Below are 13,285 nucleotides of genomic sequence, written 5' to 3' on the forward strand. Positions count from 1 at the left end.
GAGAGGGTTTATGAAGAAGATTTTGGCTTTAGTGATGATGGCTGGTTTGGCGTTGCCAACTGCCGCAATGGCGCAGGACAAATCTGGCGTGCCAGATGTGTCGATGTTTAAAACGATGTTGGATGCCAGCAAAAGCAATTGGGTGGCGTTCCGTGAATATGATGGCAAGCAATGGATTTATTTTTCCAACATTCTCACGGCCCGGTGCCGCTTGAAGGAAATTCGCTATTCGGTTAACTCTGATGCGCTTGATCAGCGGTTTGAAATGGTGCGGTGTATTCCGGATATGCCATTTGCGTTGCCAAGCGACGCACCTTGGGATGCGACATTGATCAATTTGCCCTCACAAACGGCAAAAACAATGTCGGTGCAGTTGGTGTTTGAAGATGATACGGAAACTGAAATTATGACCTACCGCCCCTGTGAAGGCGTAGGTGATGGTACGTGTGCAAAGGTGGTCGAGTAATGCAATTTGGTGGTGCGCTGCAGTCGGATGGGTCTCATCTGTTCCCTGTGCGGGTTTATTATGAGGACACAGATTTTTCTGGCAATGTTTACCACGCTGCATATTTGAAATTTTTTGAACGGGCCCGTACCGAATTTTTGCGGGCGCATGATGTGCACCACCAAAAACTCTTTGAGGAAGAGGGGATCGCCTTTGCGGTTCGCTCCATGCAAATCGACTATGATCGCGCGGCGCATATTGATGATGTTTTAGAAGCGACAACTTCTGTGCTGGAGATGAAGGGCAGTCGCTTTATTCTTGAACAGATTTTGCGTCGAGGCGACGAAGTGATCACCCGCGCTAAAGTTGTGGCGGTGACCATGAAAGCCAATGGTCGACCCACGCGCTTGCCTGATCGTTTACGCGAACGCTTTGGCGGCTAAGCCAGCGCAGCGGTCATTTTCCGCAGACCTTCGATTTCCGCGCGTTTTGGTTTGCGCTGCGCCAATCCGCAGCGCATCCCTAGGGCTTCAACTGCATCCAAGATCATTTCAATCTCGGCTGGTTTCGCCTTTGTATGCGCAGAGAGCGCGTTGATTAACGTCTTGCGATTGGCATCAAACGGTTTGGCCAATGCGGGCTGCCGTAATGCTGCGGCCAAAATCTCGATTGAGAGTATGGCGTGTTCGGGCGTTGCCACTTGTTCTAGATAATGCGGAATAAAGTCTTCAAACGCCAGTCCGGCGGTGACGTCGGCGATCAGCCGTGTCAAATCCGCTGCCTCAATCTGTGCGATTTCGGCAATCAACTCATCTTTACTGGCAAAATGGTTGTAGAGGTTGCCCAAGCTGATTTGGGCGCGATCTGCAATGTCGCGAATGCCCGTTTGGGCGATACCGTTTTCGATGAAGCACGTCATCGCGCAGCGCACGATCAATTGTCGTTTGGCGCGTTTGGCTTGCTCTCTCTTGGTGGGCTCTTTTTGATCCATCATTTTTCTTAGCCTCTTGCAAATCATAGATCAATATCTAAATGAATGAACGAATGTTCATTGAAAAGGAGTTTGGGTGTGGATGAAAATGTGAGGCAAAGCAAGCGGCTTGATGGATTGGATTTGGCGCGGCTTTTCGCTTTTATCGGGATGGTGGCGGTCAATTTTAGTTTGGTCATGGGGGTGGCTGAAACGGGCGAGAGTTTAGCCCATAAATTGATTTATGGATTGGAAGGGCGGGCAGCCGCCAGCTTTGTTATTCTAGCGGGTATTGGGCTGGGATTGGCGTTTAGACATGGCGTGGATAATGCGCAACTATTTAAACGCGCCGCGTTTCTCTTCGTCATCGGCATGATCAATATGCTGATCTTCCCCGCGGATATTATCCATTATTATGCGGTCTATTTCGTGGTTGCCGCTTGGTTGCTCACCCTCAATAATCGCGCCATTTGGTGTGCAATTTTCGTCATCAATTTGGCCGCGCTGATGGGACTTTTATTTTTAAACTATGACGCAGGGTGGGACTGGACCACGTTGACCTATCTTGATTTTTGGACCCTTGAAGGTTTTGTGCGCAATTTGATTTTCAATGGCTGGCATCCATTATTCCCTTGGGTCAGTTTTTTGGCTTTTGGCATCTGGTTAAGCCGTCAAAATCTCGCAGAGAAGAAAAGCGCGTTCTTGCTCATTGCCGTTGGTTTGATCGTCTATCTCCTCAACCAATTTGCGTCAGATGCTTTGCAGAATGTGGCTGCGGGGGCTGATATAAATATATTGTTTGGCACGTCCCCCGTGCCGCCAACTCTGCTCTATATGGTCGCTGGCATGAGCGCGGCTTCCGTACTTATAGGGTTTTCCCTAATGCTTGCGCCCCTGATGCAATATCTGAAAATTTTGCACTTCATGTTGCCAGCTGGGCAGCAAACATTGACCCTTTATATGGCGCACATTGTGTTGGGCATGGGGGCGTTGGAAGCGTTGAACATGCTGGAGAACCAGCCCGTGATGCATGTGTGGGCGGCAACCGTGCTATTTTGCGGTATCGCGATAATCTTTGCCTATTTTTGGGCAAAAAGATTTGGGCGTGGTCCGTTAGAAATGCTGATGCGCAAAATTTGCAAATAGGGGGTGTTCATTCCCCATTCAGCAAGGTTTTATTAACCATAAATGAACCATGGCGGCGTAAACGTTAAGTTGAAGTGACAATCGAGCGTTGCTGGGTTGTTGCTTCTTAAATTTGACAAAATTGCCCGTCATGCCAAAAGCAACGGGTGAGATGTGTCAAAACTTGCCGCATTAATTGTGTAGGATTAGGGGAAAATCATGGAAGCAGAACTGGCCGCGCACGGTGGTGCCGATCTGTCGCTTTTTGCATTGTTCTGGGCTGCGGACTGGGTGGTGAAGGCCGTTATGCTTGGTTTGCTCGCTGCTTCGATCTGGAGCTGGGCAATCATCATTGAAAAAAGTGTCATGTATGGCCGTGCTCAGCGGGCCATGAACAAGTTCGAAAAGAATTTCTGGTCGGGCCAGTCGCTTGAAGAGCTTTATCAGCGCCTTTCCGATTCTGACCCTCGGGGCATGGGATCGGTTTTTGTGGCTGCGATGAAGGAATGGAAGCGCAGTCACGAGCAGGGCGCTTCGTCATATATCGGTGTGCAACAGCGTTTGGACAAAGTTTTAGACATCACCATTGGGCGCGAGAGCGATTTGTTGGAAGGCCGCTTGGGCTTTCTGGCGACGGTAGGCTCGGCGGCGCCATTTGTTGGGCTGTTCGGTACGGTTTGGGGCATTATGAATTCGTTCCAATCCATCGCCGCGTCTGAAAGCACCAATCTATCAGTGGTTGCGCCAGGTATTGCTGAGGCGTTGTTTGCCACAGCTATTGGCCTTTTGGCCGCGATCCCTGCGGTTATTGCCTATAACAAGCTTTCCTCAGACGCGAACAAGTTGATTGGTCGCCTAGAAGGGTTTGCCGACGAGTTTTCAGCCATCTTGACCCGTCAATTGGAAAGCCGGGAGCAGCATTAATGGGTATGGGTGTTTCACGCGGTGGTGGCGGTGGCCGTAGAGGCCGGCGTCGCGCCCGTTCACAACCAATGAGCGAAATCAACGTTACGCCGCTTGTCGACGTGATGTTGGTGCTTTTGATTGTTTTTATGGTCGCCGCGCCACTTTTGACGGTTGGCGTGCCAATTGACTTGCCGCAAAGCCAAGCGAAAAGCCTGAACACACAGAGCGAACCGATCACGGTGACGGTCACCGCTGACGGGCAAATCTATGTGCTTGAAGAGCTTGTGGACCGGTCCACCTTGTTGGGTAAGCTGGATGAAGTTGCCGAAAACGGTACTGAGGAACGTATTTATGTGCGCGGTGACAATGTCGCCGATTATGGCACGGTGATGCAGGTGATGGGGCAATTGTCCGGTGCGGGCTACAATAAAATTGGCCTCATTACTGAGCAGGAGCAAAGTCAGTAAGCATGCGTCTCGGGGTCACCATATCTGCGGTTTCACACGCCGCCTTGATTGCTGTTGGGCTAATGTCCTTCGGCCAAGCCGATGCGTTTGATCCGCAAGAGATTGAAGCTATTCCAATCGAATTGGTGCCGATTGAAGAATTTTCGAATATTCGCCAAGGTTCGCTCGACAGCAATGTGATCGAAACCGAAACGCCGTCTGCGGTGGATACGGAGACGCCTGCTGAATTGGCAGAGCCAACGGGCAACACGCAAGAAGATCAAGTCACCCCAAAGGATACGCCGGACCCAAGCCCAGCGCCGACTGACAACTCTGCGCCAGAGCCAACACCGCCGACGCCACCTGCGCCAGACCCCACGCCCGAACCGGTTGAACCGGCGACGCAGCCTGAAGAACCAGCGCCTAGCGTGCCAGAACCAGTTGAAGAGCCAACGCCGGAACCGGTTGAGGAACCAACAGCGCAGCCGATCGTGGCGGATGAACCTGCGCCTGATCCAACGCCTGCGCCGCCATCTCCGCCTGCAGCCACCAGCGCGGTTGAAAAAGCGCGCCAGGCTTATGCGGCACAAGAAGCGGAGCGGAAGCGTTTGGCCGAGGCGCAGCGTGCGGAAGAAGCAAAGAAGAGCGAAGAAGCGGATAAGATTTCCGACATCATCAATAAAGAAGATAGTCGTGGTGGCACCACGGGTCAGGGTGGGCAGAAAACGGCGGGTAAAACCACCGGCACAGCAGCTCGCTTGACCCAGTCTGAACGGGCGGCATTGGCTGCGCAAATGCGCAAATGCTGGAACCCGCCAATTTCAGCTTTGGATGTTGATGGCTTGACGGTGCGCCTATTGGTGGATTTGAATCGCGATGGGTCAGTTGCAGGAACGCCTCAAGTATTGGATATTTCTGTGACAGGACAAGTTGGTCAAGCAACAGCGTCAGCAGCGCAGCGCGCGGTGCGTCGTTGTGGGCCATACCAGCTGGCGGCGGATAAATATGAAGAGTGGCGTCAGGTTGATGTCACATTTGATCCGCGGGATCTAAGATAGAAAAAATGCAACGCCGGTCCGAGTTTTGCGTTAAAGGGGCGGAAAAGGAGATGGAAATGATAACATTCTCGCGTCGACATGCCTTAAAAATTGGTGCCGCCAGCATGGGGGCAACCCTTTTTGCGCAGCCTGCGGCGGCGTTGGTGAAAATTGTGGTGACGGGTGGCGACTTTGAGCCCATGCCGATTGGCATTCCCACATTCAGTTCAGTTGATCCGCAATTGGGCAGCGAATTGACCCAAATTGTGATCGACAATTTGCGCCGCTCTGGCCTTTTTGCGCCTTACCCGGCTGAGCAGATGCCGTTGAAGATTGGCGATGTGAACCAATCACCTGAATTTGGCGCGTGGCGTCAATTGGGTGCGGATGCCTTGGTGATGGGCACCGTGCAACGTACAGGCGGGCAAATCCGGGCCGATGTGCGGCTTTGGGACGTTGTTGCTGGGCAGGAAGGCTTTGGCCGTTCCTTCGCGGCGGACGAAAACAATAAGAGGCGCGTGGCGCACATTATGTCAGACGCGATTTATAAAACGCTGACTGGTGAAGATGGCTATTTCGATACCCGCATTGTTTATGTGGCTGAGAGTGGGCCGAAAGCCAACCGCACAAAACGCCTCGCGATTATGGACCAAGATGGGGCGAACAATCGCTTCTTGACTGATGGAGGGTCAATTGTTTTGACCCCACGTTTTTCGCCCAATGGTAATTTGCTGTCCTACATGAATTTCTCAGGTGATGTGCCGCAGATTTATTTGTTGGATTTGTCGACCGGTCAGCAGCAACGGGTTGCTGATTTTGGCAAGATGACTCTGTCACCTCGCTTTTCGCCAGATGGCAGCAATTTGGCCTTTAGCGTGACCACAGGCGCCGATACCAACCTTTATTTGATGAACTTGCAGCAGCGTAAGCCCATGCAATTGACATCGGGTGCATCGATTAATACCAGCCCAAGCTTCTCGCCAGATGGACAACGCATTGCGTTTGAAAGTGACCGTGGTGGTAGCCAGCAGATTTATGTGATGAGTGCCCAAGGCGGCGGTGCCCAGCGCGTCAGCTTTGGCGATGGCCGCTATTCCACACCCGTTTGGTCGCCGAAGGGCGATTTGCTCGCGTTCACCAAGCAAAAGGATGGCCAGTTCCATATTGGCACCATGCGGCCTGATGGCTCGGGTGAACGTGTGTTGGCTTCCAGCTATTTGATGGAAGGCCCAACTTGGGCACCAAATGGCCGGGTGTTGATGTATTTCAAAGATCCAGGTGGCGACAGCGGTCCGCAACTTTACACAATCGATGTGTGGGGTCGGAACGAACAGCGGATCAAAACGCCAACCTATGCGTCTGACCCAACATGGTCGCCATTGCTAGGTTAAGGCACAAATTTGTGCCTTCTTGACCGCCTGCGCTATGATGCTTAGCTCAGCTAGACGCGGCATCGTGGCCGCAGACTAGGAAGGCGAAAATGCTAAAATCTTTGCGATTTGAACAGATGTTAGATCAGTTGGCGCCGGCAGAGCGGGCGCCAGTTGTGTTTTTGGGGCATGGCAACCCGCTTTATGCGATCACCGAAAATGAGTTTGCCAAAAGCTGGCAACAATTGGGTGAAAAGCTGGCGCGACCACAAGCTATTTTGTGCATATCCGCCCATTGGGAAACGCGACATTCCACATTGGTGCATGTGGGGGCGATGCCCAAAACGATTCATGATTTTTATGGGTTTCCGCAGGAACTGTTTGATGTGCAATATGCGGCACCGGGTGCGCCCGATGTGGCGCAGGATGTTGCGTTGATGCTCAAAAATCACGCGGCCATTCCCACCGAAGAGTGGGGGCTGGATCACGGCGCATGGTCGGTTTTGCGTCATCTTTATCCTGATGCTGACATTCCCGTATTCCAAGTTTCGATCAATCGCGATTTAGATTTTGCAGGTCAATTGGCACTTGGGCGCGACTTAAAAGCTTTGCGCGATCGTGGTGTGTTGATTTTAGGTAGTGGCAATTTGGTGCATAATTTGCGTGCCATTTCGCGGGAAGTAGATGCGTTTGATTGGGCGCAGGAATTTGACGAGAAAGTCGCAGGATTTTTGTCTGATCGGAATTTTGCTGACATGGCAGATCAAGACCAATATGGCAGTTTGCTGCCGCAAGCCCATCCAAGTGTAGAGCATTTTGCGCCCGCCTTTTATTGCGCCGGGTTGGTGGATGAAAAAGACCAGTTGGCCTTCTTCAATGATCAGTTTGATATGGGCTCTTTGTCTATGCGGTCTTTCATTTACTACTAGCCCAAATATGCGTAAGAATGTGTCCGAGATAAATTCAGTGTTTGGGGTGTCATTTTAGCAACGCTATTGGCCAGAATCTGCCTTAAAATGGCCGGATTAAGACCGCATTAACTGCGTTCGCACACCCCAAATTAAGATAAACAAGGGTATAACCGGGTCAATAAATCTCGACCTTTTCTGGAGCTATTAAGGACCATGTCCATGGCAAATCAATTTATGCGCCTTTTAAAAGGCATTACGATGGTGGCGCTGGTGGCATTTGTTGCTGCTTGTGCGCGTACACCCGACGCTGGTGTGGGGAATTTGGGGCCTGGTCAGGCTCAACCTGGCACTCCACAAGAATTTTTGGTGGCCGTTGGTGACCGCGTGTTCTTTCAAACAGACAGCTCTGTTCTAACCGCTGAAGCCCGTGCAACCTTGGATAAGCAAGCTGTTTGGCTGCAAAAGCACTCGCAATACCGCATTTTGGTAGAAGGCCATGCGGATGAGCGCGGCACACGTGAATACAACATTGCGTTGGGCGCACGTCGTGGTTCTGCTGCGGTGAACTATCTGGTGAGCCGTGGGGTTAGCTCCACTCGCATCACCACAAAGAGCTTTGGTAAAGAGCGTCCTGTGGCCGTTTGTGACGATATTTCATGTTGGTCACAAAACCGCCGTGCTGTGACCGTGTTGCTGCCATAAGCACCATTTAAGAAATCCTCTGCTGGAGGCGGGCGCCGGGCTTCGTTTGATACGGACCCGGCGTTTTTTTGTCGCAATTTTGTTTTACGCCCGACGTAAGAAATGATTTTATGCGTATCGGTTCGTGATGAACGAAGGAGTGACTTTATGTCAGTAATAAGAAATGGTTGGGCAAAACATGTTGCTGCGGCGAGTGTAGGTCTGATCTTGGCTGGGGCCACGCATGTTGCCCAAGCTGGTAGCCAACCAAATGATGCGGTTTTTGGCCGTTTGATCCAGCTTGAACAGCAAGCGGACTTGTTGAGTAATCATGTTTTGCTGCTTGAGCAGGGTTTTGAAGGCCTAGGCATTGAGCGTGTGTCGGATACTCAACCTGTGAAGGTGAAGGTTGCGCAATCGCGTCAGGTTGCTGAAGTGAATGTGCGCATTGACACGATCGAAGAGCGTATGCGGACATTGACGGGCCAAGTTGAAGGCCTGCAATTTCAAATGACGCAATTGCAAACTTTGCTTGAACGAATGCAGGAAGATTACGAATTCCGATTCCAAGACTTGGAAGGCGGTGCTTCGGGAAAAACTAGTGCGGCACCCCAATCAGATCGCGATATGCCATCTGAGGGTGTGCCGCAGAGCCAAACCGAAAACTTAGCCACCAGCGATGACGATGCTGATTTTACTCTCGGCACACCGGAGGGCACATTAGGCACTTTGTCCGATGATGCGTTGACGGGCATAGGTGTCGGGCAGCCGATGGATCTTCAATTTGATCCGGGTGCGGCCTTATCTGATGCGGATGCACAGGCGCAATATGAAGCGGGTTATGAAGCTTTGCTGCGCGGCGATTATGTGTTTGCTGAAGATCAGTTCCGCCAGTTTATCGGCTTGTTCCCAAAAAATCGATTGGCCCCAGATGCCTATCATTGGTTGGGGGATAGCCTGCTCAATCGTGGCGAATATGAAGAAGCTGCGGAAGTGTTGCTGCGTGGCTTTGAAGCCTATCCAAATGCCGCCCGTTCGCCGGACATGGTGATGAAATTGGGGATTTCCCTAAACAGTGCTGGCGAAAGGGAGACTGCTTGTCGTACCTTTGTTGAGGTGTTGCGTCGATATCCTGACCAACCCACCGCATTTAAACAAAGGGTCGCAGAGGAACAGCGAAAGGCACAATGTTAAATATTGAAAACAAATATGAATATTTAACGGAGCCAGATTTCCTGAACTTTATATTTGCGCCGCTTTTTGAAACCCAAAAGGCGGCGCTTGCTGTTTCGGGAGGACCGGACAGCATGGCGCTTCTGCACTTGGCCGCGCTTTTTGCGAAGGGGCAGGAGCAAGAGATCGAATTGACCGTGCTTACGGTTGATCATGGATTGCGCGCCGCTGCGGCGGATGAAGCGAAAATGGTCGAACAAGCTGCCAAAGCCTTGGGGCTGGATTGCCATGTGCTGCGGCCGACAGATTTTGATCCACAATCACGTATTCAGCAAAGCGCTCGCGAAGTGCGCTATCAGCTGATGCAGCAAAAAATGCAAGAGTTGGGCCTAAGCCAGCTATTTACTGCCCATCATTTGGATGATCAGGCCGAAACCTTTTTTATGCGGTTGGCGCGGGGCAGCGGCTTAACGGGATTGGGCGCAATGGGGCGCAATTCGGTGGGCTTTGGTCTTGATATTGTGCGGCCTTTGTTGGATTTGCCGAAATCAGATTTGGTTGGATTTGCGCAGATTGAGGGCATTCAATATGTTCAAGACCCGTCGAACAATGATGAGAAATTTGAGCGTGTTCGATGGCGACAAGCGCTAAATGGGTTGCAACGCATCGGGCTGCAAGCCAAAAACATCGCGCTTTCGGCGCGTCGGTTGCGGCGGGCTGAGGCGGCTTTGAGCCGCATCGCGGAGACGGCCTATGGCGAGCGTTTCTTTATCGATCCATTTGGATGTGTGCTGTTTGACCATGCCGTGCTTGTGGCGGAACCTGCTGAAATCAGCATTCGGTTGTTGGCGCGCGCATTGGATGATGCGGGCGGGGCCAGCCCGGCGCCGGAATTCGCCAAAATTGAAGCTCTTTATGATGTGCTGTCCATGGGTAAGCTACATTTGCGTGGCCAAACCCTTGGGGGATGCGGCATTCGGGGACATGGAGATCTTATCCAAGTTTTCCGTGAAGTTGGGCGTTTGGACGATCAAACCGTTACGCTTTCTCCGGGGGAGGAGCTGAACTGGGATCAGCGGTTTAGAATTTTGCTGGCCGCAGATGCTTCTGATGTGGTGCAAGTGCGTGCCGCAAGTTCGATCACACGGGCGCAATTTGATAAGCTTTTGCCGGATATGAACTTTGTGCCGATGGATGCGGTGCGTGCGGCGCCATTGGTCACTTCTGGTGATAAAATTTTAGCGCTGGGTGAGCATGTGCTTGGCCCCAATATTGACGTTTTTCGCATATTTGGTCCCAACGCTTTGACCTAAAGCCGTGTATGCGGCAATTGGTCGAGCCTTTGTTAAACACATTGTGTTAAGAACAGTGATCAATTTGCGGTGCGCGCCCCTTGTAACTAAGGGCATTGGACCTTACATTCGATCCAAATTCTCATTGTGTGCGTAAGTAGTAGGCACATTTATTCAAGGCAGGTTAAATGAACGGTAATTTTCGCAACCTTGCAATTTGGATGGTCATCCTTGTTATGTTGCTTGGCCTTTTCCAAATTTTTCAAACGTCGTCCCAAACTGCGGGCTTGACGCAAAAGACCTATTCGCAGTTCGTCTCTGATGTCGATGCCGGGTCAGTTCAAAGCGTCACCATATCTGAAAATCGGTTGCGGGGTACGCTGAATGGCGGTCAACGTTTTGAGACTTATCTGCCACAAGGGGTAGATGTGGTGTCACGACTTGAAAATCGTGGTGTGACCATTGAGGCGAAGCCACCTGAATCAAGCCCGTTTTGGACCATTTTGCTGTCCTCATGGTTGCCATTCATCGTCATCATTGCCGTATGGTTTTTCTTCATCCGCCAGATGCAGGGCGGTGGTCGTGGCGGCGCGATGGGCTTTGGTAAGTCACGCGCGAAGCTTTTGACCGAGAGCCACGGCAAAGTCACATTTGAAGATGTGGCTGGTGTGGACGAGGCCAAGCAAGACCTTGAAGAAATCGTGGATTATTTGCGCGATCCAGGCAAATTTCAGCGCCTTGGCGGTAAAATTCCGCGCGGTGTTTTGCTTGTGGGCCCTCCAGGTACTGGTAAAACGTTGCTCGCACGTTCGGTTGCTGGCGAAGCCAATGTGCCGTTCTTCACCATCTCAGGTTCTGATTTTGTTGAAATGTTTGTTGGCGTCGGCGCGAGCCGCGTGCGCGATATGTTTGAACAAGCCAAGAAGAATTCACCCTGTATCATCTTTATTGACGAGATTGATGCGGTGGGCCGTTCACGTGGCGCAGGCTTTGGCGGCGGTAATGATGAGCGTGAGCAAACATTGAACCAGTTGCTGGTTGAGATGGATGGCTTTGAAGAAAATGAAAGCATCATTTTGATCGCGGCGACCAACCGTCCAGACGTGTTGGACCCAGCCTTGCTGCGTCCGGGTCGTTTTGACCGTCAGGTTGTTGTGCCAAATCCAGATGTAACTGGTCGCGAACAGATCCTGAAAGTACATGTGCGCAAAGTGCCATTGGCACCAGATGTGGATTTGAAAATCCTTGCGCGCGGTACACCAGGCTTTTCTGGTGCTGAGATCATGAACTTGGTCAACGAATCGGCATTGTTGGCAGCGCGCCGTAATAAGCGCTTTGTCACCATGGCTGAATTTGAAGATGCGAAAGACAAAATCATGATGGGCGCGGAACGCCGCACCTTGGCCATGAAAGAAGATGAAAAGCGCAACACGGCCTATCACGAAGCAGGCCACGCGCTTGTGTCTCTCATCATGTCGCATGTTTTGGACCCGATCCACAAAGCCACCATCATCCCGCGCGGTCGCGCATTGGGCATGGTGATGAGCTTGCCGGAAAGCGATCAATATTCGTTCTCGAAAGAAAAAGCGTTGGCGCAATTGGTGCTGGCCTTCGGCGGACGTGAAGCGGAGATCCACAAATTTGGTCCTGAAAAAGTAACTTCAGGCGCTGCTGGTGACATTCAAGGTGCGACAAAGCTTGCGACTTCCATGGTCACCGAGTGGGGTATGTCTGAAAAGCTTGGTCGTGTGCTTTATAAATCAGATCCGCAGGGCATCTATGGTCCGGCCAATGTCGATCATATGTCAGACGATACGGCGCGTCTTATTGACGAAGAAGTGCGGACATTGGTGGAAGAAGCTGAAACCAAAGCCCGCGCTTTGATCAAGGAGCATGAACAATTGTTTGAAGATATTGCTCAGTCATTGCTTGAATTCGAAACCTTAACCGGGGATGAATTGCGGGCATTGAAGGATGGCAAAAAGCCAACCCGCTCGGATGATGATAATACGCCGACTGCCAAATCAACTGGCGTGCCGCGCGCAGGTAAAGCTGTGCCAAAGAAAAAGCCAAATGAAGATGGCAAAGGCACTGAAGGCGATGCGGAACCGCAGCCTGAAAATTAGAAACATGAAAGAGGCCTTCGGGCCTCTTTTTTATTGTCGATGCTGGTGCTAATATCTTTCGATTGGGAGTTCGCACTATGCCATCATTTGAAATACTTCTTGCCTTCTTCATCACCACAGCCCTTTTCTCCTATTTGCCTGGTCCGGCGATGATCTATGTGTCGGCGCAAACAATTGCTCGAGGCCAATGGGCAGGATTTATGGCGGCACTTGGTGTGCATCTGGGCGGTTATGCGCATGTGCTGTTGGCGGCATTTGGGTTGGCAGCGTTGCTGGTGGCTGTGCCCACACTTTATATTGTGGTGAAAATTGCCGGCGCGCTTTACCTCATATATCTCGGCTTGATGATGATCTTGCGGCGGGGTAAAAATGGGCAGGCAGAGGAGCCGCGCACCAAGAGTGCCAAGCGCGCTTTTTTTGAGAGCATCAGCGTTGAAGTGCTTAATCCGAAAACAGCCTTGTTCTTCATTTCGTTTTTGCCGCAATTTGTGTCACTTGATGCAAGCTTGCCGCTTTGGGCGCAAATGTTGATTTTGGGCACGATTGTGAATGTGATGTTTTCAACAGCAGACTTAGCGTGCGTTTTATTCGCGAGTTGGGTTCTCAAGCGGTTAACGGCAGAAAGTGCCCGTTCTGCCTGGCTTCCACGCATTGGTGGCACCTTTTTGATTGGCCTTGGCGCCAAGCTTGCTTTGGATAGGTCTTGACCTAACGGCCAAAGGTATTATTGCCATAATTTAGATTTTGTTTTGGTTTAGCTGACAAGTAAAGCTTAGAGTTATTCACATCGACGGGTCTTCCCG

14 protein-coding genes are annotated in these 13,285 nt (G+C 51.3%); 13 read left to right on the forward strand and 1 reads right to left on the reverse strand.

The window, feature by feature from the left end; all coding sequences use genetic code 11:
• Positions 1–10: 10 nt before the first annotated feature.
• Together ACP15Y_RS13965 and ybgC are read left to right on the forward strand one after the other, a co-directional pair.
• Complete coding sequence (locus ACP15Y_RS13965) at positions 11–466, forward strand: hypothetical protein (RefSeq protein ID WP_424983717.1); 456 nt, start codon at positions 11–13, stop codon at positions 464–466.
• Positions 466–888 (forward strand): tol-pal system-associated acyl-CoA thioesterase, encoded by a 423-nt coding sequence (ybgC, locus tag ACP15Y_RS13970; RefSeq protein WP_424983718.1) that lies wholly within the window; start codon positions 466–468, stop codon positions 886–888. The genes ACP15Y_RS13965 and ybgC overlap by 1 nt, the downstream gene beginning before the upstream one ends.
• Here ybgC and ACP15Y_RS13975 read toward each other — a convergent pair.
• Positions 885–1,439: a TetR/AcrR family transcriptional regulator gene (locus tag ACP15Y_RS13975; RefSeq protein ID WP_424983719.1), complete on the reverse strand. Its 555-nt coding sequence runs from the start codon at positions 1,437–1,439 to the stop codon at positions 885–887. The two genes, ybgC and ACP15Y_RS13975, sit on opposite strands and share 4 nt — an antisense overlap.
• A 75-nt stretch (positions 1,440–1,514) precedes the next feature.
• Between ACP15Y_RS13975 and ACP15Y_RS13980 the strand changes: the two genes are divergently transcribed.
• From ACP15Y_RS13980 to ACP15Y_RS14030, 11 genes are all read left to right on the forward strand, one after another.
• Entirely contained in the window at positions 1,515–2,561 is a 1,047-nt protein-coding gene (locus ACP15Y_RS13980; protein WP_424983720.1) for a DUF418 domain-containing protein, read from the forward strand.
• Positions 2,562–2,759: 198 nt separating this feature from the next.
• Positions 2,760–3,464: a protein TolQ gene (gene tolQ, locus ACP15Y_RS13985; protein ID WP_424983721.1), complete on the forward strand. Its 705-nt coding sequence runs from the start codon at positions 2,760–2,762 to the stop codon at positions 3,462–3,464.
• Positions 3,464–3,913, forward strand: a complete 450-nt coding sequence (tolR, locus tag ACP15Y_RS13990) for a protein TolR (protein WP_424983722.1) — start codon at positions 3,464–3,466, stop codon at positions 3,911–3,913. The genes tolQ and tolR overlap by 1 nt, the downstream gene beginning before the upstream one ends.
• A gap of 2 nt (positions 3,914–3,915) precedes the next feature.
• Positions 3,916–4,950: a cell envelope integrity protein TolA gene (locus tag ACP15Y_RS13995; RefSeq protein WP_424983723.1), complete on the forward strand. Its 1,035-nt coding sequence runs from the start codon at positions 3,916–3,918 to the stop codon at positions 4,948–4,950.
• Between the two features lie 56 nt (positions 4,951–5,006).
• Positions 5,007–6,320 (forward strand): Tol-Pal system beta propeller repeat protein TolB, encoded by a 1,314-nt coding sequence (tolB, locus tag ACP15Y_RS14000; protein WP_424983724.1) that lies wholly within the window; start codon positions 5,007–5,009, stop codon positions 6,318–6,320.
• A gap of 89 nt (positions 6,321–6,409) precedes the next feature.
• The gene (gene ygiD, locus ACP15Y_RS14005; protein WP_424983725.1) at positions 6,410–7,228 is read left to right on the forward strand and encodes a 4,5-DOPA dioxygenase extradiol; all 819 of its coding nucleotides are present in this window, start codon (positions 6,410–6,412) and stop codon (positions 7,226–7,228) included.
• A 195-nt stretch (positions 7,229–7,423) separates the two neighbouring features.
• Positions 7,424–7,912 carry a peptidoglycan-associated lipoprotein Pal gene (gene pal / locus ACP15Y_RS14010; RefSeq protein ID WP_424983726.1) on the forward strand — a complete coding sequence of 163 codons (489 nt, stop codon included), beginning with the start codon at positions 7,424–7,426 and terminating at the stop codon, positions 7,910–7,912.
• A 147-nt stretch (positions 7,913–8,059) separates the two neighbouring features.
• Positions 8,060–9,085, forward strand: a complete 1,026-nt coding sequence (gene ybgF / locus ACP15Y_RS14015; protein WP_424983727.1) for a tol-pal system protein YbgF — start codon at positions 8,060–8,062, stop codon at positions 9,083–9,085.
• Complete coding sequence (gene tilS / locus ACP15Y_RS14020) at positions 9,079–10,377, forward strand: tRNA lysidine(34) synthetase TilS (protein ID WP_424983728.1); 1,299 nt, start codon at positions 9,079–9,081, stop codon at positions 10,375–10,377. The genes ybgF and tilS overlap by 7 nt, the downstream gene beginning before the upstream one ends.
• Before the next feature lie 167 nt (positions 10,378–10,544).
• Complete coding sequence (gene ftsH, locus ACP15Y_RS14025; protein ID WP_424983729.1) at positions 10,545–12,482, forward strand: ATP-dependent zinc metalloprotease FtsH; 1,938 nt, start codon at positions 10,545–10,547, stop codon at positions 12,480–12,482.
• 77 nt (positions 12,483–12,559) lie between these two features.
• The gene (locus ACP15Y_RS14030; RefSeq protein ID WP_424983731.1) at positions 12,560–13,189 is read left to right on the forward strand and encodes a LysE family translocator; all 630 of its coding nucleotides are present in this window, start codon (positions 12,560–12,562) and stop codon (positions 13,187–13,189) included.
• Positions 13,190–13,285: the final 96 nt, after the last annotated feature.

The sequence above is a fragment of the Maritalea sp. S77 genome, from assembly GCF_049801075.1.
GTDB lineage: Bacteria > Pseudomonadota > Alphaproteobacteria > Rhizobiales > Devosiaceae > Maritalea.